This window comes from Klebsiella variicola (genome assembly GCF_000828055.2).
GTDB lineage: Bacteria > Pseudomonadota > Gammaproteobacteria > Enterobacterales > Enterobacteriaceae > Klebsiella > Klebsiella variicola.
On the sequence record NZ_CP010523.2, the window covers coordinates 1,842,445 to 1,866,452 of the forward strand.

Annotated in this window: 20 protein-coding genes, 1 tRNA gene and 1 pseudogene; 15 read left to right on the forward strand and 7 right to left on the reverse strand. The window is 57.2% G+C overall.

Annotated elements, in window-relative coordinates; genetic code table 11:
• Positions 1 to 143: 143 nt before the first annotated feature.
• Positions 144 to 1,598, reverse strand: a complete 1,455-nt coding sequence (locus SP68_RS08615; RefSeq protein WP_008804170.1) for an AMP nucleosidase — start codon at positions 1,596 to 1,598, stop codon at positions 144 to 146.
• Positions 1,599 to 1,728: 130 nt separating this feature from the next.
• Positions 1,729 to 1,974, reverse strand: a complete 246-nt coding sequence (pmrD, locus tag SP68_RS08620) for a signal transduction protein PmrD (protein WP_008804171.1) — start codon at positions 1,972 to 1,974, stop codon at positions 1,729 to 1,731.
• Between the two features lie 270 nt (positions 1,975 to 2,244).
• Between pmrD and SP68_RS08625 the strand changes: the two genes are divergently transcribed.
• Positions 2,245 to 3,867 carry an alpha/beta hydrolase gene (locus SP68_RS08625; RefSeq protein WP_032735978.1) on the forward strand — a complete coding sequence of 541 codons (1,623 nt, stop codon included), beginning with the start codon at positions 2,245 to 2,247 and terminating at the stop codon, positions 3,865 to 3,867.
• Here the strand turns inward: SP68_RS08625 and SP68_RS08630 are convergent.
• The 3 genes and pseudogenes from SP68_RS08630 to acuR form a co-directional block, all read right to left on the reverse strand.
• Positions 3,778 to 4,710, reverse strand: a complete 933-nt coding sequence (locus tag SP68_RS08630; RefSeq protein WP_040968705.1) for a nucleoside recognition domain-containing protein — start codon at positions 4,708 to 4,710, stop codon at positions 3,778 to 3,780. The genes SP68_RS08625 and SP68_RS08630 overlap by 90 nt on opposite strands.
• A 117-nt stretch (positions 4,711 to 4,827) precedes the next feature.
• Positions 4,828 to 5,790, reverse strand: coding sequence for an MDR family oxidoreductase (locus SP68_RS08635; protein ID WP_224224414.1), 963 nt, complete (start codon positions 5,788 to 5,790; stop codon positions 4,828 to 4,830).
• Positions 5,681 to 6,506: pseudogene (gene acuR / locus SP68_RS08640) on the reverse strand (acrylate utilization transcriptional regulator AcuR). The gene SP68_RS08635 and the pseudogene acuR overlap by 110 nt, the downstream one beginning before the upstream one ends.
• A 559-nt stretch (positions 6,507 to 7,065) precedes the next feature.
• Between acuR and SP68_RS08645 the strand changes: the two are divergent.
• The 8 genes from SP68_RS08645 (at position 7,066) to SP68_RS08680 (ending at position 15,455) form a co-directional block, all read left to right on the forward strand.
• Positions 7,066 to 8,700 carry a Na+/H+ antiporter gene (locus SP68_RS08645; protein WP_040968703.1) on the forward strand — a complete coding sequence of 545 codons (1,635 nt, stop codon included), beginning with the start codon at positions 7,066 to 7,068 and terminating at the stop codon, positions 8,698 to 8,700.
• Positions 8,701 to 9,127: 427 nt separating this feature from the next.
• Positions 9,128 to 10,084 (forward strand): serine O-acetyltransferase EpsC, encoded by a 957-nt coding sequence (gene epsC, locus SP68_RS08650; RefSeq protein WP_074188243.1) that lies wholly within the window; start codon positions 9,128 to 9,130, stop codon positions 10,082 to 10,084.
• Positions 10,085 to 10,147: 63 nt separating this feature from the next.
• Positions 10,148 to 11,053 carry a PLP-dependent cysteine synthase family protein gene (locus SP68_RS08655; RefSeq protein ID WP_012967642.1) on the forward strand — a complete coding sequence of 302 codons (906 nt, stop codon included), beginning with the start codon at positions 10,148 to 10,150 and terminating at the stop codon, positions 11,051 to 11,053.
• On the forward strand, positions 11,046 to 11,474 hold the full coding sequence (locus tag SP68_RS08660) for a M67 family metallopeptidase (protein WP_012541140.1): 429 nt from the start codon (positions 11,046 to 11,048) through the stop codon (positions 11,472 to 11,474). Before SP68_RS08655 ends, SP68_RS08660 begins: the two co-directional genes overlap by 8 nt.
• 59 nt (positions 11,475 to 11,533) lie before the next feature.
• On the forward strand, positions 11,534 to 11,824 hold the full coding sequence (locus tag SP68_RS08665) for a MoaD/ThiS family protein (protein WP_008804180.1): 291 nt from the start codon (positions 11,534 to 11,536) through the stop codon (positions 11,822 to 11,824).
• Positions 11,821 to 12,996: a molybdopterin-synthase adenylyltransferase MoeB gene (gene moeB / locus SP68_RS08670; protein ID WP_012541141.1), complete on the forward strand. Its 1,176-nt coding sequence runs from the start codon at positions 11,821 to 11,823 to the stop codon at positions 12,994 to 12,996. The genes SP68_RS08665 and moeB overlap by 4 nt, the downstream gene beginning before the upstream one ends.
• A gap of 37 nt (positions 12,997 to 13,033) precedes the next feature.
• Entirely contained in the window at positions 13,034 to 13,978 is a 945-nt protein-coding gene (locus SP68_RS08675; RefSeq protein ID WP_008804182.1) for a family 2A encapsulin nanocompartment shell protein, read from the forward strand.
• Positions 13,965 to 15,455, forward strand: a complete 1,491-nt coding sequence (locus SP68_RS08680; protein ID WP_032737119.1) for a cysteine desulfurase — start codon at positions 13,965 to 13,967, stop codon at positions 15,453 to 15,455. The genes SP68_RS08675 and SP68_RS08680 overlap by 14 nt, the downstream gene beginning before the upstream one ends.
• A 73-nt stretch (positions 15,456 to 15,528) precedes the next feature.
• On the opposite strand, the gene SP68_RS08685 is transcribed toward SP68_RS08680, so the two are convergent.
• Positions 15,529 to 15,604: transfer RNA gene (locus tag SP68_RS08685), tRNA-Asn, on the reverse strand.
• Between the two features lie 330 nt (positions 15,605 to 15,934).
• Between SP68_RS08685 and nac the strand changes: the two genes are divergently transcribed.
• The 3 genes from nac to ldtA all read left to right on the forward strand — a co-directional run bounded on the left by nac (position 15,935) and on the right by ldtA (position 18,928).
• Entirely contained in the window at positions 15,935 to 16,852 is a 918-nt protein-coding gene (gene nac / locus SP68_RS08690) for a nitrogen assimilation transcriptional regulator NAC (protein WP_002911729.1), read from the forward strand.
• Between the two features lie 106 nt (positions 16,853 to 16,958).
• The gene (gene cbl, locus SP68_RS08695; protein ID WP_004180456.1) at positions 16,959 to 17,909 is read left to right on the forward strand and encodes an HTH-type transcriptional regulator Cbl; all 951 of its coding nucleotides are present in this window, start codon (positions 16,959 to 16,961) and stop codon (positions 17,907 to 17,909) included.
• 77 nt (positions 17,910 to 17,986) lie between these two features.
• Positions 17,987 to 18,928 (forward strand): L,D-transpeptidase, encoded by a 942-nt coding sequence (gene ldtA, locus SP68_RS08700; RefSeq protein ID WP_040968702.1) that lies wholly within the window; start codon positions 17,987 to 17,989, stop codon positions 18,926 to 18,928.
• Positions 18,929 to 18,972: 44 nt separating this feature from the next.
• Here the strand turns inward: ldtA and SP68_RS08705 are convergent, their stop codons facing one another.
• A complete protein-coding gene (locus SP68_RS08705) occupies positions 18,973 to 19,983 on the reverse strand; it encodes a GntR family transcriptional regulator (RefSeq protein WP_016161421.1) in 1,011 nt (336 codons plus the stop codon).
• Positions 19,984 to 20,302: 319 nt separating this feature from the next.
• Between SP68_RS08705 and SP68_RS08710 the strand changes: the two genes are divergently transcribed.
• Genes SP68_RS08710 through SP68_RS08720 form a run of 3 tightly spaced genes read left to right on the forward strand, consistent with a single transcriptional unit; the run spans position 20,303 to position 23,999 of the window.
• Positions 20,303 to 21,709 (forward strand): amidase family protein, encoded by a 1,407-nt coding sequence (locus SP68_RS08710; protein WP_040968701.1) that lies wholly within the window; start codon positions 20,303 to 20,305, stop codon positions 21,707 to 21,709.
• 2 nt (positions 21,710 to 21,711) lie between these two features.
• Positions 21,712 to 22,593 (forward strand): polysaccharide deacetylase family protein, encoded by an 882-nt coding sequence (locus tag SP68_RS08715; RefSeq protein ID WP_016161418.1) that lies wholly within the window; start codon positions 21,712 to 21,714, stop codon positions 22,591 to 22,593.
• Positions 22,594 to 22,625: 32 nt separating this feature from the next.
• The gene (locus tag SP68_RS08720; protein ID WP_022065160.1) at positions 22,626 to 23,999 is read left to right on the forward strand and encodes an MFS transporter; all 1,374 of its coding nucleotides are present in this window, start codon (positions 22,626 to 22,628) and stop codon (positions 23,997 to 23,999) included.
• Positions 24,000 to 24,008 lie beyond the last annotated feature (9 nt).

A 24,008-nucleotide genomic window follows, 5' to 3' on the forward strand; every position in this document is an offset into this window, starting at 1 on the left:
GGCTTTTTGCTTTTCTGCGCGCCACGCTTCCCTGTGGACGCACATCCAAAGTTCTCGCCGGGCCGTTCGTTTCGCTCATCCCGGCACTGACGATCCCCTGCGGGGAACGCCAGCGTGTTTCCTTTCTAGCTCTGCGTCACCGGTTAGCGGAACGGCGGTTCGTTGAAGGTACGCAGCTTACGCGAGTGCATGTGATCCCCCTCGGCGCGCAGCAGGTCGATCGCCCGGATGCCTATCTGCAGATGCTCGGAGATAGCGCCCTCGTAGAAACGGTTGGCCTGGCCGGGAAGCTTAATTTCACCGTGCAGCGGTTTGTCCGAGACGCAGAGCAGCGTGCCGTAAGGCACGCGGAAGCGATAGCCCTGGGCGGCGATGGTCGCGCTCTCCATATCGATAGCCACCGCGCGGCTGAGATTAAAGCGCAGCGCCGAAGCAGAATAGCGCAGCTCCCAGTTACGGTCGTCGGTGGTGACCACCGTTCCGGTACGCAGCCGCTGCTTCACCTCCTCGCCGGGCATCCCGCTCACCTGCTTGGTGGCGTCGTACAGCGCACGCTGCACTTCGGCAATGCTGGGGATCGGAATATCTGGCGGCAGTACCGCATCCAGCACATGGTCGTCGCGCAGATAGGCGTGGGCCAGCACATAGTCGCCGATAGCCTGGCTTTCACGCAGGCCGCCGCAGTGGCCAATCATCAGCCAGACATCGGGGCGCAGTACCGCCAGATGGTCACAAATGGTTTTGGCGTTAGCCGGGCCGACGCCAATGTTAATCAGGGTGATCCCTTTGCCGTCGTGGGTGATCAGATGCCAGGCTGGCATCTGGTGCTTCTTCCACGCCAGATCGGAAATGGCCTGTTCCGGCGCTTCCGTTTCCGCGGTGATCCAGATCCCGCCGGCGCAGGAGAGGGCGATATAGGGGCTGTCGGGATCGAGGATCTGGCTGCAGCCCCAGCTGACGAACTCATCCACATAGCGGGTATAGTTGGTGAACAGCACGTAGGGCTGGAAGTGTTCCGCCGGCGTGCCGGTGTAGTGACGCAGACGCGCCAGCGAAAAATCGACGCGGCGGGCGTCAAAGTGCGACAGCGGATAGAACTCGGTAGGGTGGAACAGGCCATCCGCGGTCTCATCGCCAATCTGTGACAGCTCGGTGGTGGGAAAATAGCGCGTCAGACCAGCGCTCATCGAGCGGTCGAGGGTCAGGGTGGAGCCATCTATCACATAAGGATAGGGGATCTCATGCTGCGACAGCTCGACGCTGATATGCGCGCCATAGTCCTGATACAGCAGGGTCAGCTGTTCCAGCAAATAGTGGCGGAACAGTTTCGGATTCGTAATGGTGGTGGTATAGCAACCGGCATGGGTGAAACGTCCCCAGGCGCGCGTTTTGAGGGCTTTATGATCGGCGCCGTCCCAGGAGACCGACAGCTGCGGGTAGACAAAAAGGCCTTCCGCACGGGCTTCGGTATCAGGGAGCGTATTATGGTCGATATAGTCGCCGATGGCCTTGCGTAACGCCGTGACCGAGGCTTCATAGCGCGCTTCCAGCTCGGCAAGCGCTTGTTCCGGGGTCAGACTGGCGGCCTTGTGATTCATTATTCGCTCCTTGTTTCAGGTCTGCTGACATTCCCGATAGTATGTCACAGCGTGAAAAGGACGAAGGGGAATTTATATATTGGATGCGAAGATACTGAGACTATAACTGGCTAAGGGCCGGACGTGCTCTTTATCCGCCGAGTTTGGCCCAGCGCTCACTGCTATAATGAGTGGCTTTGAGGATCTTCAACGTCTGCGCCGGGTTATTATTCAGACAATAACGAGCATTGGCCAGCGGAGTGAGTTTATCGCCTTCCTGCAGGTGGAGGCGACAGGCTTCAATTTCCGCAATCATCTCCAGCGCACCGCTCTGCAGCACGACGCAGCAGGAGCTGGTCATTGAATTTTTTCGTACTTTTTTTACCCACCACTCCATCTATATCTTCCTGTCCTGATCGCGTCCCTGCCGATAATTCATGTTTCCTCAAGGTCTGACAATAAGATTATCCCCTTGGTTTATACAGTGTTTAAAAATACGCGACCGAACGTTGATCTCATCGGTAGGCTTTTTTTCACCGAACATGAATGATCTGCCGGGTTTAATTTGCCGGAACCGATGACTATGCTGAGAAGCAGACAGTGAAAATAGCCTGTCAGGAATAGGGCAGATGAGTTCGGCTACGCGAAAAATATAAGAGGGAGCGTCATGAAGCATGTTTTACGCCACTGGCGAACGTCGGGCGCCGTGATTGGCTCACTGCTAAAAAAAGGGATCATTGCGGTACTGGTGCTGCTGGTGGTCTTTCTCGCCGGGCGGATCTATGAGTCCCAGCGTGGCCCGGCCCTGCATCGCTGGCATACCTGGAGCGCCAACGAGATGTCGGCCGAAGAGATCGACCAGGCGACCTTTGCCCAGTATCTGGCGCGGGAGAAGACGATTTTCGCCGATCTCCAGCACGAGGTGACAGAGGCTTTGCCGGAGGAAGATAAAACCCCGGTCAACCGCTTTTATCGTCACAGCCGGGTCTGGCCGGGGCAGTTTAAGCAGGACTGGAATCGTTCTTTTGTGCTGTTGCCGCAGGGCAAGCCGCGCGGCAGCGTGGTGCTGCTCCATGGCCTGACTGATTCGCCCTACAGCGTGCGCTATCTGGCGCAACTCTGGCAGCAGCGGGGTTATGTGGCGGTGGTGCCGCGTTTGCCGGGACACGGCACCGCGCCGGGGGCGTTAACGGCGGTGGACTGGGAGACCTGGCTGGCGGCGACGCGTCTGGCAGTGCGCGAAGCGACGCGCCTGGCCGGGGCGGACGTGCCGCTGCATCTGGTCGGTTACTCTAACGGCGGCGCGCTGGCGCTCAAGTATGCTCTTGATAGCCTGGAAGACAATCACTTGCGCCAGCCGCAGCAGATTATCCTGCTGTCGCCGATGATCGGTGTGACCGCGTTTGCCCGTTTCGCTGGCCTCGCCGGGCTGCCGTCCATCTTCCCGGCGTTCGCCCGCGCGGCCTGGCTGAACGTGGCGCCTGAGTTTAATCCCTTCAAGTACAACTCCTTTCCGGTCAAGGCGGCAAGACAGTCCTGGTTATTGAGCCAGGCGCTGCAGCAGCAGATTATCCGCGCGTCCCGTCAGGGCGAGCTGAAAGCGCTGCCGCCGGTCCTGACCTTTCAGTCGGTGATGGATTCCACGGTCAGCACCCGCGCGGTGGTGGAGTCCCTGTATCGCTACCTGCCGGATAACGGCAGCGAGCTGGTGGTGTTCGACATTAACCAGGCGGCGGATCTCCGGGTCCTGTTCCGTCCCGCGCTCTATGCGGCAGTCAATACGCTGCTGCCCCCGGCGCCGCGGGCCTATACCACCACGGTGGTGACCAACGCGACGGCGCACACGCTGCAGACCATCGCCCGTACCACGCTGGCGCAGGAGCAGGATGAGCATCGTTATCCGTTGCATCTCGCCTGGCCGGCGGATATGTACTCTCTGTCGCATGTGGCGGTGCCGTTTCCCCTGAGCGACTCGCTGTACGGTCGCGAGCCGGACGAGAAGAACCGCTACGGCATCAGCCTGGGCACCATTTCACTGCGAGGGGAAACCGGAACGCTGAGCGTGGGGCTGGAGACGTTAATGCGCGTCACCTCCAATCCTTTCTTTCCGTGGATGCTGGCGCGCGTCGATGAGCATATCACCTGCGGCGAGCAGGCGGCGGTGACGGCCTGCCTGAAAGCGCAGGCCAGAGCAGAGGCGTTAAAACAGGAGCAGGTGCAGAACGGTACGCAGCAGGATGCCGACGATCGCCGCGGGAACGACAAAGCGAAACAGGCGGACAAACCGTGAGCTGATGCCGAGAAAAATACCGATACCGGGTAGATCAAAGGTCTGGATCAGCAGGCCGGCCGAGGCGTTGACCTGGCTGACGGTCACTTTGCCCTGCTGGATCAGCTCAGAAATGACGCCAAAGTAGGCGGTGCCCCCGGCGACGCACTTCACCAGCGCCGGCAGCACAAAGTTCTGCGGGATATGCAGCCAGCCAAGTACCGGCTTCAGCGCCTGCTGTAGCAGGTCAATGGCCCCGGCGCCCTGCAGCAGCCCGACGATGGTTAACGACAGGATCAGCATCGGGACTGCGCCGAGCGCCAGGCGGATGGCGTCGGAGCCGGCGCTGTTGATCACCGCCAGTATGCCCTGGCTGTTTTGCTCGGCGTTGGGCAGCGCTTCCGCGCGGGGATTCTCGGCGACCGATAAGCGCCGTCCGGTGACGTGCCAGGCGACGGCGGCCGCGCACAGCCCGCCGATCACCGAGATAACGATCGAGGCCAGCCAGTGCAGACCAAAAGGGGTGAGGGGATAAAAGACGTTGCCTTGCCCCATGGCGAACACCATGGCCAGCGTGGCGGCCATTTGCCGGTCCGAGACGCCGCGTTTGTCCATAATCGACAACGTCGCAAGCGGGGCGGCAAAGCTGACAAAGTTAATCTGGATCAGGGCGAAGGCGCTCATCCCGGTTAAGCCGAAGGGCTTCAGCAGCGGGGCAACCCAGCGAACAATCACATCGAGGATGCCGCGGACCTCCAGATATTTCATGATGATCAGCATGATCACCATAATCGGCAACAGCGTATACAGTGCAACGTCAACGGATGATTTACCCGCCGCCATAATGATGCTTATGACATCCATTTACTTTTTACCACTCGCAAAGGCATCGGTTCGCGTCATCATAATCCCGTGGGGAAGGAAATGATATGCCTTGATCCTCTCGAAGTCCGGCGCCCCACGGGCGCCGGGAGAAGAGGATTACTGGCCGATATTGACCAGCGTCCGGCCGTGAATCGTGTTGCTGAGAAAATCTGCGGCATACGCTGGCGCCTGCTCCAGCGTGATTTCGGTGGCCGCCTGCTGGTAGTAGCTTTCCGGCAGAAGCTGGGCCAGACGCTGCCAGACGGCGTCGCGTTCAGCGGTCGGCACCATCACCGAGTCCACCCCCTGCAGGCGCACGTTGCGCAGAATAAACGGCATCACGGTGGTCGGTAGATCGAAGCCCCCGGCCAGACCGCAGGCGGCGACGCAGCCGCGGTATTGCGTCTGCGCCAGCACTTTGGCCAGCATCGTGCCGCCAACGGTATCCACCGCGCCCGCCCACAGCTGTTTCTCCAGCGGACGGGTCTCCGCGAAGTCGCTGCGCGGCAGGATCGCATCGGCGCCCAGCTGACGCAGGTAATCGTGCGTCGATTCCCGGCCCGATACCGCCGTCACCCGGTAGCCCAGCGCTTTCAGCAACACCACGGCGGTGCTGCCGACCCCGCCGCTGGCGCCGGTAACCAGGATATCCCCGCTTTCCGGAGTGACGCCCGCATTGACGAGGGCATCAACGCACAGCATCGCGGTAAAGCCGGCGGTGCCGATGATCATCGCCTGGCGCGCGCTGAGCGCCGCCGGCAGGGCAACCAGCCAGTCACCTTTGACGCAGGCTTCGGTGGCCAGGCCACCCCAGTGGTTTTCGCCTACGCCCCAACCGGTCAGGATCACGTCCTGACCGGGAGCAAAGCGCGGATCGCGGCTTTCACTCACCCGTCCCGCAAAATCGATGCCAGGCACCATCGGGAACTGACGGATGATTTTGCCTTTGCCGGTGATCGCCAGGGCATCTTTATAGTTGAGACTCGACCAGTCGATAGCGACCCGAACGTCGCCTTCGGCAAGGGCGGGCAGGTCGATCGCTTTGATGGCGGCGACGGTGCGGTTGTCGATCTGGTCCAGAACTAATGCTTTCATGACAGAGTATTCCTCGTCGGAAGGGGGTTATCGGCGCTAACGCCGTCCTGTGCAGGTGTTTTTGTTGTCATACTGTGCGCAAAAAATTCCCAGTACTGGTGAAGCGGTGCGGCGGACTGGCACAGCCTGGCGCGCATCACCGCGCCTTCCCAGCCGATCCAGAAGACCTGGGCCAGCGCGTCCGGTGAGGCGTCGCGGGCGATCGCTCCGGCAGCCTGCGCCTCGTGCAGGCAGCGGGCCACGCGCGACTCCCATGCCGCCAGAATCGCTTTTAATCGCCCGGGAAAGGTGTCGGGTAACAGCGGGGCTTCCTGCAGGAGGTTGCCCACCAGGCAACCGCGGCGAAACTGGTATTTCTCCATCCCCTGGCCGGCATGACGCACAAAAGCCGCCATCCGTTCCAGCGGCGGCACGGCGTCGTCCAGCAGGAATTTATCTAATTTATGCGCAAAAAAGTCGCCATAGGCGCTAAGCACGGCCAGGCCAAAGGCCTCCTTGCTTTTAAAGCAGTGATAAAACGATCCCTTGGGCACATCGATATTCCTGATAACGGCCTCGATACCTGCCGCGAGATAGCCCGTTTCGGTCAGCACTTCAAGGCCTGAGCGAATCAGCGCCTGGCGCGTATCGTCAAACTGGCGATCGACCTTGGGTGGACGACCGCGGCGGGGCTTCAGGACGGCGGAGGTATCGGGATTCATCATTTAGACCGTGTGGTTTAATTGTTGGTCAGGGTACGCCCAAACCCGGGATGGGGCAAGCGCAGCGTGGCGGAGGAGAGGGATGTCGAAAACCAGGGTCAGGAAGGCGGCCTGGCATGAGCATGTTCTGGCACTGTACGGCGATAACCGTTGTTTTCGGCAGTGAAATATTACTCTGCGAATTCTATTATGTTGCCTGGTAATATCCGTATTCGAAATACGATAAGAAGAACTAATAATATAAAAATATATTGATCCGTGATTACCATCAGGTGGGATAGACGAGCGCCAGAGATACCTGCATTGCGCTGTCGCAGACGCGGATTGTCAATTATTTGCAGACGATGGCGGATTGACAAAGGCGGTACGATAAAACACATTGTCACCCCTGGTTCGGCATGAGGCGCACCGTAGTTTAAATAACATCGCCATCATACAGAGATTGCTGACCTCTATTATCGGCGTCTGAAGCAATAAACCGGCGATGAAACAACACCTGCAAGGAAAGGAATAAAAGCGTGATGTACAGAATGAGTATTGCCGTCAGAGGAGGGGGCGAATGTCGCTAATTACTATTGTGTTGGTCTTTATGATGGCCATCGTCGTGACCGTGTTCGTGTCTCATCTTCTGCCCGTTAAGGTGCCGCTGCCGCTGATCCAGATCGCCGCAGGCGCTGCGCTGGCCGCTGGCGGATTTCAGGTCGATTTCGATCCGCATATCTTTTTGCTGCTGTTTATTCCGCCGCTGCTTTTCCTCGATGGCTGGCGGATCCCCAAAGACGCCTTTTTCAGGGATATGAAGCCGATTCTGTCGCTGGCGATAGGCCTGGTGATGGTGACGATCCTCGGCATTGGTCTGTTTATACACTGGCTGATCCCGGCTATCACCGTGGCCGCGGGGTTCGCCCTCGCGGCTATTCTGTCACCCACCGATCCGGTGGCGGTATCGGCAATGACCGCCAGCTCGCCGCTTCCCTCAAGGATGGCGCATATTCTCGAAGGGGAGTCGCTGTTAAACGATGCTTCAGGCCTTGTCGCCTTTAACTTCGCCATCGCCGCGGTGCTGACCGGCAGCTTCTCGCCGGGAGACGCAGTGGTGAAGTTTTTCCTGATGGCGTTTGGGGGGATCCTCAGTGGCCTCGTGGTGGTGTGGGTCACCGGCAAATGCAACAACTTTCTCGTGCGGCGCACCCGCGAGGAGCCGGCAATTCAGATCCTGATAAGCCTGCTTATCCCCTTCGCTGCCTATTTGCTGGCCGAGGCGTTCCATGTCTCAGGCATTCTTGCTGCGGTGGCCGCCGGCATTGCGATGCACTATGAGCAGCTGTCGGGTCCCCGACTGCCGGCGACGCGTATGAAAAGCAGCGCGGTGTGGACCATGCTGCAGACCACCCTCAACGGCATGATTTTTCTCATGCTGGGCGAGCAGCTGCCGCGCATGCTGAAAACGCTTCCTGCGGTGGCCAGTCAGGCCGGCGTCTCGTCTCCCTGGTATCTGCTGCTGTACGCGGTGGCCATCACCCTGGCGCTTGGCCTGATGCGCTTTGCCTGGGTATGGCTGTCGATGACCCTGACGATTTTCCGCCGTAAGCGCCGGGGCAAGGCTATCACTATTCGTCCGCGATTCAGCATTATGGCCGTCATGGCGCTGGCGGGGGTAAAAGGTTCCGTCACCCTTGCCGGTATCCTGACACTACCGGTATTGCTGGCGGATGGCTCGCCGTTTCCGGGGCGGGAACTGCTGATCTTTCTCTCAATGGCGGTGATCCTGATATCGCTCATCGTGGCGGCCGTCGGCCTGCCGTACATGACCCAGTATCTGGCCGATGATTTACCCCATGACACCGGGAAGGACAATATCGGTGCGGTGATGACCGAAGTGGCGATTAACCGTCTGAATGCGCTGCTGGACGAGCCGGTGGACGATCCGAATGAGCAGGCTTTGCGGGTCGATGCAGGCAATATGCTGCTGGAAACGTACCAGCGGCGGCTGCACTATAACGACAGTGACGAGGGGCAGGACGTCGGGCTGGAGCTGGCGAAGCGCGCCAGGCTGGAGAAGTATATGCAAAGAGAGGTTATTATCGCCCAGCGCCAGGAGCTGTTCCGGCTGCGGCGTGCCCATAACATCAGTGATACGACCTTTTATGAAGTGCTGCGGGAGATAGACCTCAAGGAAGAAAGCTTGCGCTAACAAACATGGCCGGTGGGCCGGGGCGTAAGCGCTGAAAGGGGCTGGTTCGCCTTCCGGAAGAGGTGTTCTGCCGCGGTATAAAACAAAGCCTGCTGGAAAGCAGGCTTTTTTTATGTTGGCGGCCTGGACTGGCGAACAGTGGCAGATGGGGCGAGTTGCTCTGAAAGCAAACCTCTGGCTCTACTTATTGCAAGGAACCTGCTTTTCCCCATCTCACTGGGGTTTGACGCCTGCAATGCTTGACCAGGCGGGATGCAATGTCGCGACTGAGTGAGGTGAGGGGGGAAGAATACCTTGATTTTTAACTATTTATTCTTTTCAGCTATTTAAAGTCAATAAGGTTATTTGTTTTTAATGTGGGTAATGCATAAAAGTGAGGTAACGCCAAAAAGAATTTTATCGATGTGCTTTTATGAAGGATATTATTATGCCGGAAGCGGGTGAATTGTATCTCTTGCCGAAAAGAGAAAATAACTGGCATTTAAATAATGTCGTCAATGAATTGCGTCGCGTTCGCCAGGCGTGGCGCGATGAGCACGCGAAGAATAATTATCGTAATAAACGGAGTTTACCTTCCCGGGAAAGCGTTAATTCCGTCGCGGATACATTGATAAAAGTGCTTTATCCGATGCGCTTAGGCGACGTGGACTTACGCAAAGAGGGGGAAGATTATTACGTCGGCCATTTGCTGGGCACCGCGCTGGACAGGCTCACCGAAGAAGCACTTCTGGAACTCTATTATCAGTCGGATGAGCAGGCGGAAAATGAGGTCCTGTTGCAGGAGGCGGCCAGACGCGTTCAGCAGTTTGCCAACCGTTTACCGGTGATTCGTCAGCGTCTTGACGGTGATATCCTCGCCGCTTATCAGGGTGACCCCTCCGCGCGCAGCATGGATGATGTGCTGCTCTGCTACCCGGGAATTCATGCGGTGATGCACTATCGGCTGGCCCATGAGCTGCATCAGCTCGACCTTCCGCTGCTGGCGCGCATCATCACGGAAAAGGCGCATAGCCAGACCGGAATCGATATTCATCCCGGTGCGCAGATTGATGACGGATTCTTTATCGATCACGGAACCGGCGTGGTCATTGGTGAAACCGCCATCGTCGGTAAACGAGTACGTATTTATCAAGCCGTCACCCTGGGGGCCAAACGTTTCCTCGTCGGTGAGGACGGACAATTGCAAAAAAATTATCCTCGCCACCCTATTATTGAAGATGACGTTGTGATTTATGCCGGCGCGACAATCCTCGGGAGAATTACCATTGGGGCGCGCTCCAGCATCGGAGGAAATATCTGGCTAACCCGTGATGTGCCACCGGACAGTAATGTTCAACAGGCGCGAATACAGCAGAGACATTTCAGCGACGGCGACGGCATTTAATCATTACAAGAATAAATAAACCTATCGTTCCCGTACCATTAAAATAGCAGCGTGATCATTATTATGAATTTACTTGAAACGATTGGCGAGACGCCTTTAATAGCCTTGCCCTCTTTTTCTGCAGAATTATCGGGTGTCACGCTGCTGGCAAAAGCTGAATTTATGAATCCCAGCGGCTCGGTGAAAGACCGCGCGGCAAAAGCGATGGTACTGGACGGAATTGCGCGGGGGTTATTGACGCCGGATAAAACTATTATTGATGCGACCAGCGGTAATACCGGAATTGCTTACGCGATGATCGGCGCCGCGCTGGGGTATCACGTTCGGCTGTATCTCCCGCAGAATACCAGCCCGGAGCGTAAAAAAATAATTCGTCAGTATGGCGCCACGATTGTGGAGACTGATCCGCTTGAAGGTTCCGATGGCGCTTATCTTGAAGTCCAGGCCCAGGTCGCCGCACACCCGGAGCGCTATTTTTATCCCGACCAGTATAACAACCCCGTTAATCCGCAAACGCATTTCGCGACCACCGGGAAAGAGATCTGGGAGCAAAGCGGAAAGCAAGTCACCCATTTTGTCGCCGGGATGGGCACGTCAGGCAGTTTTGTCGGCACCGCCCGGCGGCTGAAGTTTGAGGATCCGCGGGTGAAAACCCTCGCCGTTCAGCCCGCTTCGCCATTCCATGGCATTGAAGGGACTAAGCATATGGGCAGCAGTATTAAACCCGGCATTCTCGACGAAACCCTGTTTGATGATGTGATTTCCGTCACCACCGAGGAGGCCTATGCGAGTGCGCGACGCCTCGCCCGGCGGGACGGCATTTTTGTCGGTATTTCATCTGGCGCCAATGTTGCCGCCGCCGCACGGCTGGCCCGCACGCTGCCGGCTGGTTCGGTGGTGGTCACGCTGCTGTGCGATGTGGGCTCCCGCTATTTGACCGACCCTTTCTGGAATGAAACCCATGATTGAATTGACTCGTGAAATCGCCAGACAGATTGGCGCTGAAGGGGAAAAGACCTATCCCAATGAATGCTGTGGTGCGCTTTTTGGTCATTTATCTGCGCAGGGCGATGGCCGCGTGACGGCGATTTTCCCCATCGTCAACGCGCGGGAATCGGAAGAGCAGTACCACCGCTTTGTTATCACCGCCGACGACGCCTTGCGGGCGGAGCGTGCTGCGCTGGCGGAAGGTGTGGATGTCATCGGCTATTACCATTCGCACCCCGATCATCCGGCCATTCCATCGGAATTTGACCGTGAACATGCCCTGCCGTTTTACGCCTACATCATCGTGGCGGTCGCGCAGCGGCAGGCGGGGGCGCTGACCAGCTGGCGGCTCACGCAGGACCGCCTGCGCTTTTTGCAGGAGGAAGTGCACATCGTTTCATGACGTGAATAACAGGCACAACGTTGCCGGAAACCAGAGCAAAACACGGAGAGATTATCACTATGGCATCGACATTACTGATCCCCACTGCGCTACGCGCGTTCACCGACGGTCAGGGGAAGGTGACCCTCGAAGGTCACACCGTTGGGCAACTGGTCGCGGCGCTGGCGGCGCGATATCCGGACATTCAGCCGCATCTGTATGACGACGCAGGCGCGTTGCGCAGCTTTATCAATCTGTATGTGGGTGAGCACAATATTAAAACTACCGGTGGGCTGGAGACGCCGGTTAGCGATGGGGCGGAAGTGTTGCTGGTTCCCGCCATTGCCGGTGGCGTCGGGAAGGCGATATGAGCAGACCGAGCATTATCCCGGACGACCGTCTGTCGGCGCTGACGCATGCTGAGATTGCCCGCTACAGCCGCCACTTGCTGCTGCCGGAAGTCGGGCTTGAGGGGCAAAAGCGTCTGAAGGCCGCCCGCGTGTTACTTATTGGCACCGGCGGGTTGGGGGCGCCAGTGGCGCTTTATCTGGCCGCGGCGGGGGTTGGTAAGCTGGGGATTGTCGACTTTGATTTTGTCGATATCTCCAACCTGCAAAGGCAGATTATTCACAGCACCAAAGATATTAACCGCCCCAAAGTCGCTTCGGCGAAAGACAAGATTAAAGCAATTAACCCCGAGATTCAGGTGGAAACCTATAACACCACCCTGAGTAGTAAAAACGCGCTCGAGATCATCCGCGAATACGACCTGGTGGTCGACGGCACGGACAATTATCCCACCCGGTATCTGATCAACGATGCCTGCGTGTTACTGGGTAAGCCGCTGGTCTACGGCTCCATCTTCCAGTTTGAAGGGCAGGCCAGCGTTTTTTATGCCGGGCAAGGGCCCTGCTACCGCTGCCTTTATCCCGAGCCACCGCCGCCGGGGCTGGTGCCCTCCTGCGCGGAAGGCGGCGTGGTCGGTGTGTTGCCGGGCATTATTGGCACTATTCAGGCCGCGGAAGCCATCAAGCTTATCGTCGGCGGCAGCGAGAGCCTGATCGGCCGTCTGCTGCTCTTCGATGTGTGGCAGATGAAGCAACGTGAACTGCGGCTGGAGAGGGACCCCGGCTGTCCGGTCTGCGGTGAGCATCCGTCGATCCATGCGCTCATCGACTATGAGGAGTTTTGCGGGCTGAAACCTGATGAGTCAGAAGCACCCATTGAAAGCGTCACGGCGCTTGAGCTTCATGCGTGGATAGAGGAGGGAAAACCCCTGCAACTGATCGACATTCGTGAGCCCCACGAAAGAGCGATCGCAAAATTTCCGCAGGCCAAAGTGATGCCGCTGGGCCAGATAGTCAGACGTATCGATGAATTCGATCCGACGGTCGATGCGGTGTTTCTGTGCAAGATAGGGCAGCGCAGTATTTTCGCCATTCGGGCACTCCAGCGCGCAGGTTATCAGGGGCGCGTGATGAATTTAAAAGATGGCCTAAACGCCTGGGCGCGGGATGTCGATACCCGTTTACCGCAGTACTAACCTTCAGCTCCACTCTTTCAAACACTAAGGACTTATCATGGCAGAACAAAAAAGCATTAATGCACTGGGGCGTGAAGCCGCGTATCAGTTAGCGAATGTGACCAAAACGGCGCCGCAATTTGCGGCAATTACTCCGCGCTGGGTCAGTCGTTTTCTCGATTATAAAGGGCTGGAGTCGGGCATTTATCGCGTCAACAAGGTCGTGGAGGGGGAGACGCCGCTGGACGTATTATGCAGCCAGGACCCTTCACGCGTAGAGATACCACAGGGCTATATTGAGTATCAGACCACACCGCGCGAATATCAGCTGGATTCGATCTCGACCATTATTAACGTTGATACCAAAATTGCCGATCTCTACAGTTCGCCCTATGACCAGGCGTCAGAGCAAATTGCGCTGGCGATCGAAAGCCTGCGTGAACGCCAGGAAAGCCAGCTTATTAATAATGATGAATATGGACTGCTGAAAAATATTGATGACTCGCAGCGCATTCAGACCCGCAACGGCCGCCCGACGCCGGATGATCTGGATGAGTTGTTGTCAAAAGTGTGGAAAGAGCCTTCCTTCTTCCTCGCCCATCCGCGGGCCATTGCCGCCTTTCAGCGTGAAGCCACGCGACGCGGTGTGCCGCCGGTCACGGTGAACCTGCATGGCGGGACTTTTATTCTGTGGCGCGGTATTCCGCTGATCCCTTCCGATAAACTTTTTGTCGACGGACTGAAGAACCCAAAAAGCCAGGGCGGGAAAACCAATATTCTGCTGATTCGCTCCGGGGAAAGTAAACGCGGCGTGCTGGGGCTTTATCAGGAAGGGCTGCCAAACGAGCAGTCTCGCGGGCTGTCGGTGCGCTTCCGCGGGATCGATGATAACGGCGTGGCCTCTTATTTACTCTCACTTTATTGCTCCGCCGCGATCCTGGCCGATGATGCCATTGCTGTGCTGGAAGATGTTGAAGTGGGTGAATATTATGACTACGAGTAATTTATTCACGCTTCCCTTTGCGCCGGGCGGATGGCCCGGCGAGGCGGATGACGCCCCCTCTGCACGCGATTATGGTCTGCCCGACGCGCGGGATCTGCAAGGGTTGCTGAGCGATACGCCCGCCCGTCCGCGCGGAGTGGAGACGGCCTACGCGCCGCGGGTGGTGCCACTGGGCCAGGAGGGCAGGGCGGATATCACCCCTCGCGGGTTTGCAACATTGCCTGCTTTCGGCTCCCGGCCTGCGCCAGCGGCGCGGGTTGGGCAGATCCCGGTTGAGCGGATCCGTGCAGATTTTCCGATCCTTGCCGAACAGGTGGAGGGGCATCCGCTGGTGTGGCTGGATAATGCCGCGACGACCCAGCGCCCGAAGCAGGTTATCGATCGCATCAGCCATTATTATTTGCACGAAAACTCGAACGTTCATCGGGCGGCGCATACGCTTGCCGCTCGTTCCACCGATGCTTATGAAGCCGCGCGAGAGAAAGTATCGCGTTTTATTGGCGCCCGCGGCCCGGAGAATATTATCTTTGTGCGCGGCACCACGGAGGGACTCAATCTTATCGCTCACAGCTACGTGAAGCCGCTGCTACGCCCTGGGGATGAAATTATCCTCACGCAGCTTGAGCATCACGCCAACATTGTGCCGTGGCAACTTATTGCGCAGGAGACGGGCGCGACGATCCGCGTTGCGCCGGTTGATGAGCACGGACAGCTGATTGTCGAGGAGTATATTCGGTTATTCAACGATAAAACCCGTTTTGTGTCCGCTACTCACGTTTCCAACGCCCTGGGGACCGTGACGCCGGTTCAGGAACTGGTGCAGATCGCCCATCGTTTTGGCGTGCGTATCGCCATCGACGGCGCGCAGTCTATCTCACATATCCCGACCAACGTCACGGCGCTGGATGCCGATTTCTTTGTCTTCTCCGGGCATAAAATTTTTGGACCTACCGGGATCGGCGTCGTCTATGGCAAGCAGGAGGTGCTGGAAGAGGCGCGCCCGTACCAGGGCGGCGGGAACATGATTGCCGACGTGACCTTTGAGCTGACGCGCTACCAGCCTTCGCCGAATAAATTTGAAGCGGGAACGGGCAATATTGCCGATGCCGTCGGGCTGGGGGCGGCCATCGACTATGTGACCTCACTGGGGATCGAAAATATTGCACAGTATGAGCATGCCTTACTGGAGTATGGGATAGCGAAGCTGTCGGCTATTCCGGGCCTGACGCTGGTCGGCACCGCGGCGAACAAAACCAGCGTCTTGTCTTTTGTGCTGGCGGGGCATGAAAATGAAGCCGTGGGGCGCTATCTCAGTCAGGTTGGCATCGCTGTGCGGTCCGGGCATCACTGTGCGCAACCGATCCTGCGTCGTTTGGGCTATGAGAGTACCGTCCGGCCTTCGCTGGCTTTTTATAACACGCCGCAGGAAATTGATTTTCTCGCCGAACAGGTTGCCCGATTTGCCGCGCGGCAATGACGCCGTAAACCGCGTAAGGCCGCATGAAAACCGAAAAGCAAAAAGCCTGCTCGAAAGCAGGCTTTTTTAAATTTGGCTCCTCTGACTGGACTCGAACCAGTGACATACGGATTAACAGTCCGCCGTTCTACCGACTGAACTACAGAGGAATCGTGTGAACGGGGCGCATATTAACGATGCCATCCGGCCTTGTCAAAGCCTGATTCAAAGAATTGCGTTCAACTGCTGACAATTTCAACAACCCCTGGCTGGGCGCCGCTTTTTTCACCATTACGCACCGTTGCGGTGCAAAAATACCCCTAATGGGGCATACCACAATCTGCTTACCGGGCAAATAAAAGTTGGATTGTTATCACTATCCCTTATAACACGGCTTCTGGCGGGCAGCGGCAGCGCAATTGAAAAGCTGGCAAGCAAATTGCAAAACCAGTTACATCATACTTCCAGCGTTGACGCTGGCGTTCCTTACAGGAGGCAAAATGAACTTAAGACGACTGAAATATTTTGTGAAAATCGTCGATATCGGCAGTCTGACCCAGGCCGCTGAAGTCTTGCACATCGCACAACCGGCCCTGAGCCAGCAGGTCGCGACCCTGGAAGGTGAAATGGACCAGCAGTTGCTGATACGCACCAAGCGAGGGGTCACGCCAACGGAAGCCGGTAAAATACTCTACACCCATGCGCGGACCATCCTGCGCCAGTGTGAGCAGGCGCAGCTGGCGGTCAATAACGTCGGCCAGACGCTGCGTGGTCAGGTCTCGATTGGCCTGGCGCCGGGCACGGCGGCTTCTGCCATTACTATGCCGTTGCTGCAGACGGTGCGTAATGAGTTGCCCGAGGTGATGGTCTATCTGCAGGAGAGCAGCGGCACTGCGCTGAATGACAAGCTGCTGGCGGGTCAGCTGGATATGGCGGTGCTGTATGAGCGTTCGCCAGTGGCCGGTATCGTCAGCCAGCCGCTGCTGAAAGAGGATCTCTATCTGGTGGGTACCCGCGACTGCCCGGGACAGAGCGTGGATCTCACGGCGGTGGCGGAGATGAACCTGTTCCTGCCGCGGGATTACAGCGCGGTACGGGCGCGGGTCACCGAGGCGTTCACCCTGCGTCGTCTGTCGGCGAAAATTATCGGCGAGATCGAATCCATTACCACCCTGACTGCGGCTATCGCCAGCGGCATGGGGGCGACGGTCCTGCCGGAATCCGCTGCCCGCTCCCTGTGCGGCGCGGCAAACGGCTGGATGGCGCGGATTAGCACGCCGTCGATGAGCCTGTCGCTGTCGCTGAATATGTCGGCACGCGGTAGTCTGTCGCCGCAGGCGCAGGCGGTGAAAGAGATCCTGCTGTCTCTAGTGAGCCGCCCGTCGCTGGAGAACCGTGAACTGCAGCTGGTTAGTTAGGCTATATTCTCTTAAGGAATAAGTTGCTGGTTTTTATTATTTGTTACCTGGGACAACAGACTTTAACAATAGCAGATATGTTAAGTCCATTGGCCCGGAGGAAAGGGTGAACTTCCAGCAACTGAAAATTATCCGTGAGGCGGCCCGTCAGGATTACAACCTGACGGAAGTCGCGAATATGCTCTATACCTCGCAGTCAGGCGTCAGCCGCCATATCCGGGAACTGGAAGAGGAGCTGGGGATTGAGATCTTTATCCGTCGCGGTAAGCGCCTGTTAGGCATGACCGAGCCGGGTAAAGCGCTGTTATCCATTGCCGAGCGCATCCTCAATGAAGCCAGCAACGTCCGGCGGCTGGCGGATCTCTTTACCAATGATGCCTCCGGCGTCTTAACCATCGCCACCACCCACACCCAGGCGCGCTACAGCCTGCCGCCGGTGATTAAAGCCTTCCGCGAGCTGTTCTCAGATGTTCGCGTCGAGCTGGTGCAGGGCACCCCGCAGGAAATCGAAGCGCTGCTGCATAACGGCGGGGCGGATATCGGTATCGCCAGCGAGCGCCTGAGCAATGACCCGACGCTGGCGGCTTTCCCCTGGTTCCGCTGGCATCACAGCCTGCTGGTGCCGAAGGATCATCCGCTGACCCAGGTGTCTCCCCTGACGCTGGAGGCGATCGCCCGCTGGCCGTTAATCACCTATCGCCAGGGGATCACTGGCCGTTCGCGAATCGATGAGGCCTTCAACCGCAAGGGGTTGATGCCGGATATCGTGCTGAGCGCCCAGGATTCCGATGTCATCAAGACCTATGTCGAGCTGGGGCTGGGCGTCGGGCTGGTTGCCGAGCAGTCCGGAGATGCCCGGGAAGCGGACACCTTTACGCGTCTCGATACTCGCCATCTGTTCGATGCCAATACCGTGTGGCTGGGGTTGAAGCGGGGCCAGCTGCAGCGTAACTACGTCTGGCGCTTTATCGAACTGTGCAATGCCGGACTGTCGCTGGATGAAATTAAGCGTCAGGCGATGGAGCCGGAAGAGGCCGCTATCGACTATCAGATTTAAGCCATCGTGGTCAGCGGATCGAGGCGAGGAAATAACGCTATAATTCACACACGAGAGTCGCGACTGAGGAAGGGAAAATGACGATGCGGCGTGTGAAATTACTTTGTTCTGCGCTGATGCTGCTCGCCAGCCACGGCGCGCTGGCCGTCAGTTATCCGCTGCCGCCGGAGGGAAGTCGTCTGGTGGGCAGCGCATTTACCATCGCCGTGCCGGAGAACAACACCCAACCGCTGGAAAGTTTTGCTGCCCAGTACGGCCAGGGGTTGAGCAATATGCTGGAGGCCAACCCCGGCGTCGATGTCTATTTGCCGCACTCCGGTTCGACGCTGATTATTCCGCAACAGTTGATCCTGCCTGACACCGTGCGCGAAGGGATCGTCATCAACGTCGCCGAAATGCGTCTCTATTATTACCCGCCGCTGGGCAATAGTGTGGAAGTGCTGCCAATCGGCATTGGCCAGGCCGGACGCGAAACCCCGCGTAACTGGGTGACGGCGGTAGAGCGCAAGCAGGAGGGACCGACCTGGGTTCCGACCGCCAATACCCGGCGCGAGTATGCGAAAGAGGGCAAAACCCTGCCGGCGCTGGTGCCGCCCGGGCCTGATAATCCGATGGGGCTGTATGCGATCTACATCGGCAGGCTGTACGCCATCCACGGCACCAACGCTAACTTTGGCATTGGGCTGCGCGTCAGCCAGGGATGCATTCGCCTGCGCAATGACGATATTAAATTCCTGTTTGATAACGTACCGGTGGGGACGCGCGTCCAGCTAATCGATCAGCCGGTGAAGTACACCGTGGAGCCGGACGGCAGCCATTGGCTGGAGGTGCACGAGCCGCTGTCGCGCAACCGGGCGGAATTTGAATCCGACCGAAAGGTCCCGCTACCGATGACCTCGGCGCTGCGCGAGTTTACTCAGGGGCCGGGAGTGAGTCCTTCGCAGGCCGAGCAAACCCTGCTGCGCCGCTCCGGCATGCCGGTGAATATCAGCGCTGCAGCGGTGCAGGGGAGTTTGTAAGTGTCGAACGACTGGCTGTCCCTGGCGGGCTGACCGCCCTCTGCTTAGTTCGCTTCCATAAAGTTGGGTAAGTCGGGGACAGGCAGCACGGAAAGCACTTTTAAGCGCTGAAGGGTCCGGGATTGCGCGCGTTCAAGGTGATCTTTCAGGCAGGCGGCCGCCAGCGCCCAGTTTCCTTTCAGCAACATGTCATACACCAGAGCGTGTTCTTCCAGGGTGGCGGTTTCTACCGGAATGGCCAGTAAATCATAGAAGATACGCGTGATGATGAAAGGAGACTGATGCTGGCGCAGGATCTGCATCATCAGCTTATTACCTGCGGGCTCGAGGCAGCGGATGTGAAGATCTTCTTCCAGTAACTCCAGTTCCGCGGCAGTCAATTGTCGACCTTTATAACCTTGCGTCTTTTGCAGCATGGACGCCAGCCACGCCGAGGAAAGGTGAGGTCCAGCCTTGCACAACGCTGCGGGTTCGAGGCTGGCGCGGATCTCGAAGTGATCGGCGATTTCGCGCGCGGTAAGCGGGCCGGTCAACCACTGTGAGTAAGGCTCTTTTTCTACCAGTCCCTTGTCGCGCAAACGCATCAGACTTTCACGGATTACCGAGCGGCTAACATTATAATATTGTGCCGCTTTTTGCTCATTAACCGAATAACAGCCAAATACCATGGCTGTTGAGAGTACAACCTGCAGGTTCTCCAGCACCTTTTCACCACTGGTGCGGGTATCCACCAATGGCTGCTGTTCATCAAGGCCGAAGAGCTCCCTGGTCAAGGCGAGGCGCAATGGCTCGACCTCTTCGTCAGGCTGTGCCACGATAAAACCACGCCCCTCGAAGCGGGTAATTAACCCTTCTTCATGTAACAGACTGAGCGCCCGACGCACCGGCACCCGGCTGGTACCGAATAGTTGTGCTAACGGACCCTCCAGAAGTACCAGCCCCTTTGGCACTCGCTGGGCAACCAGAATATGACGTAAAAACTGACGAATAACTTCATAGCGCGCAGCGGCGGTATCTTCCGTTGCCGCATGCGAAGGGTTTGTCTGCATGACCATATTTTCGATCCTTACCTCATCAAACTTACCTTATCACATCCTGAGCGGTGTCATACCAACCCCCATCATTAGCACCGCGGTAGTGCAGGCTGCCCATTAATGGATCATTACATAAAATATACATTTATAACTCCTGTTCATGATGCTCTTCTACACTTGTTATCTCATTACCCTACCCGCTTATATCTTCTTGAAATTACTGCAATAAAACAAAATTAATACGATATGATCACATTTTAGACACTTTGTTGTCATTCTTCTGGCACTTGTTTTGCTATGTTTAAATGGATTTTTATTTAAATATACATTTAAGGGTGATATGAACGCGAATACGATTCGCCTGCAATTTCAGCGGGGCCAGATTGATGCTTGTGCCATTGCGGCGCTGTTTGCCAGAGGTCAGCTTTCGCCACTTGCCTTTACGGAAGCCTGCCTGACGGCGGCCAAAGAGACCCAGGGGATTTTTATTACGCTGACTCCCGGACGCGCCCGTCAGGAGGCTGCCGCCTCGACGCAGCGCTGGCGCGAGGGCGCGCCGCTGAGCCCATTGGATGGTATTCCGGTCTGCTGGAAAGATTTATTCGATATCGCCGGGACCCGAACCACTGCAGGATCCGCAACCCGCCTGGATGCGCCTCTCGCGACACACGATGCCGGAATGGTGGCGCGCCTGACGCAGGCGGGAATGGTGACTATCGGCAAAACCAATCTGAGTGAGTTTGCCTTTTCCGGTCTGGGTATTAACCCAACGTTTACCACGCCGGCATTACTGGCAACCGATGGCGAGGAACATGTTCCTGGCGGCTCTTCCAGCGGCGCGGCGCGAGCGGTTGCTCAAGGGGTGGCCTGCATTGCAATAGGAACGGACACCGCGGGTTCCGTGCGCATCCCTGCTGCGTTTAGCGGAGTGATCGGTTTTCGCGCCAGCCGTCATCGCTATGACGCGAGCGGAGTGTTTCCCCTGGCGGCGTCTCTCGATACGCTCGGGCCTCTTTGTCGCAGCGTCCGTGATGCTTACGCCCTTGATGTCATTCTCTGTGGCGAGGAGACGTCGTCGTCGACGGTGTCACGGTTAATTGTCGATCCGGAAATTCTCAATGCCGCTGATATTAGCGTCCGTGACAACAGTGCTTCGTTGCTGTCCCGATTAGCGGCGTCAGGCGTCGTTGTTGAATATCGGCGCCTGCCAGCCTTACATGAAGCACTTACCTGGATTGCTCACCATGGCTGGCCAGGGGCGATTGAAGCCTTTCAGTTACATGCCTCTCTGCTGGCGTCACCGGCAGCAACAGCGATGGATCCCCTCATTCGCCGCCGACTGCTGGCCTCCGGCACGATTGATCCGGCGGTGCTCACCACCTTTTTGCGTCTACGTCCGATCTGGCAGCAGGCACTGGCTGAAGAACTCAATGGCGCGATTTTGGTGACACCAACGGTCGCGCATACCGCGCCGCGGCTGGCGCCCTTGCAGGCGGATGCCGAGGCATTTGCCTTCGCCAATAGCGCCACGCTGCGCTTAACCATGCCAGGCAGTTTACTGGATATGCCCGGTCTCGCTGTGCCAAGCGGTACGACCGCGAACGGCCTGTATACCAGTCTGCTTTTCTCTTCACCGAACGGTGAAGATCGCTCGCTTTTAAGCGCTGCCTGTGCGGTAGCGCATCTGCTGGCGCCTTCCAAAGGTGATGGCGCTAATTCGTTATCCCTCAACTCAAAAGGAAAATAAACATGGCCAAAGAAATCCTTTGCGCATTTGGTGTGGACGTTGATGCCGTTGCCGGCTGGCTGGGGTCATACGGTGGCGAAGATTCTCCGGATGATATTTCACGCGGCTTATTTGCCGGGGAAGTGGGCGCGCCGCGGCTGCTGAAACTGTTCGCGGAGCAGCAATTACGTACGACGTGGTTTATTCCCGGGCATTCGATAGAAACCTTTCCGGAGCAGATGAAAGCGGTTGTGGAGGCAGGACATGAGGTGGGGATCCATGGTTATAGCCATGAGAACCCGATTGCCATGACGCCTGCCCAGGAGGAAGCGGTGCTGGATCGTAGCATCGAACTGGTGACGCAGTTAGCCGGTAAACGCCCGACCGGGTATGTGGCGCCGTGGTGGGAGTTTAGCAATGTGACTAACGAGCTGCTGTTAAAAAAGGGCATTAAATACGACCACAGTCTGATGCACAACGACTTCCATCCGTACTATGTCAGGGTTGGCGACAGCTGGACAAAAATCGACTACAGCAAGCATCCCGATGCGTGGATGAAACCATTGCAGCGCGGACAGGAGACGGATCTGGTTGAAATTCCAGCCAACTGGTACCTCGACGATCTACCACCGATGATGTTTATCAAAAAATCCCCTAATAGCCATGGCTTCGTTAACCCTCGTCATCTGGAGGAGATGTGGCGCGACCAGTTCGACTGGGTCTATCGCGAAAATGAGTACGCCGTCTTCACCATGACTATCCATCCCGATGTTTCCGGCCGTCCTCAGGTGTTGTTGATGCTTGAACGCCTGATTCAGTACATCCGTAGCCACGATGGCGTTCGCTTCGTGACCTTTGACGAAATTGCAGATGATTTTAAAGCGCGCAAACCGCGCTCGGCATAATGTCATTTACCCCCTGACAGAGGGATTACGCTATGAGCATTTTTAACAAAACTTCCGTAAACGGCTGGCAGCCGCAGCAGTTAACCATCAAGGATGTGAAATTTGCCACCTGGATTGCCTTTTTTGCCTGGGTTTTCGCTGTCTACGATTTCATCCTTTTTGGCACATTATTGCCGGAAATCGGTCTCCATTTTGGCTGGGATGAGGTAGAGCAAGCGGAAATCGCCACCTGGGTGGCGGTTGGCGGCGCAGTGATTGCGCTGGCGATTGGTCCGCTGGTCGATCGTCTGGGACGCCGGATGGGGATTGTCATTACCGTTGGCGGTGCCGCGTTGTGCTCATTATTGACCGCTGTGGGCGGTGCATGGGGGAAAGGGGCGCTGACGGCCATTCGCTCTGTCGCGGGGTTGGGCTACGCGGAACAAACGGTGAACGCTACCTATTTATCAGAACTGTATACCGCGCTCGACGATCCAAAACTCAATAAACGTAAAGGGTTTGTCTACAGTCTTGTGCAAGGTGGTTGGCCGGTCGGTGCACTAGTCGCTTCAGCGCTGACCGCCATTTTAATGCCCATCATCGGCTGGCAGGGCAGCTTCATTTTTGCAGCATTACCCTCACTGGTTATCGCTGTGCTGGCGCTAAAACTTAAAGAAACACCTCAATTCCAGGTACAAAAGAAAATCCAACATTTGCGTGAACAAGGGCAGGTCGCCGAAGCCCGTCAGGTAGCCCAGGATTATCAGATTTCATGGGAGGAACATCACCGCGGTGGAATTGCCGCAGCGTTTCGAGGCACATCGCTGCGCGCCACCCTGGTACTGGGGGCGGCGGTACTGATCAACTGGTTTGCCATTCAGATTTTTAGCGTGCTCGGTACGACGGTCATCACCAAAACCCATGATGTTTCTTTTAACAACTCGTTGCTTATCTTAATCCTGTCCAATCTGGTGGGCTATTGCGGTTACCTGGCCCATGGCTGGCTGGGTGACCGGATTGGGCGTCGTAATACTATCGCGGTCGGCTGGATGCTGGGGGGGGTGGCGTTTGCTGGCATGCTCTACTGCCCGGACAACTTTGCCACTATCGTCACGCTCTACAGTATTGGTTTGTTCTTCCTGATTGGTCCCTACGCTGCAGCGCTGTTTTTCATTAGTGAAAGCTTTCCTACCGCCATCCGTGCTACGGCAGGGGCGTTGATTGGCGCGATGGGACCGGTCGGGGCGATCATCGCCAGCGTTGGTACCACCGCAGTGTTAAGCCATGGAGGGCACTGGCAGGATGCTGCGCTGTGGTTTGGCGCCATACCCTGCTTTATCTCAGGTGTGGTGATGTGGCTGGCGCGTGGCGATGTCCAGCGCGCGTCAGGGATGAACAAGACCGTTAACACACAACCTCAGGCGTAAGGAGCGATG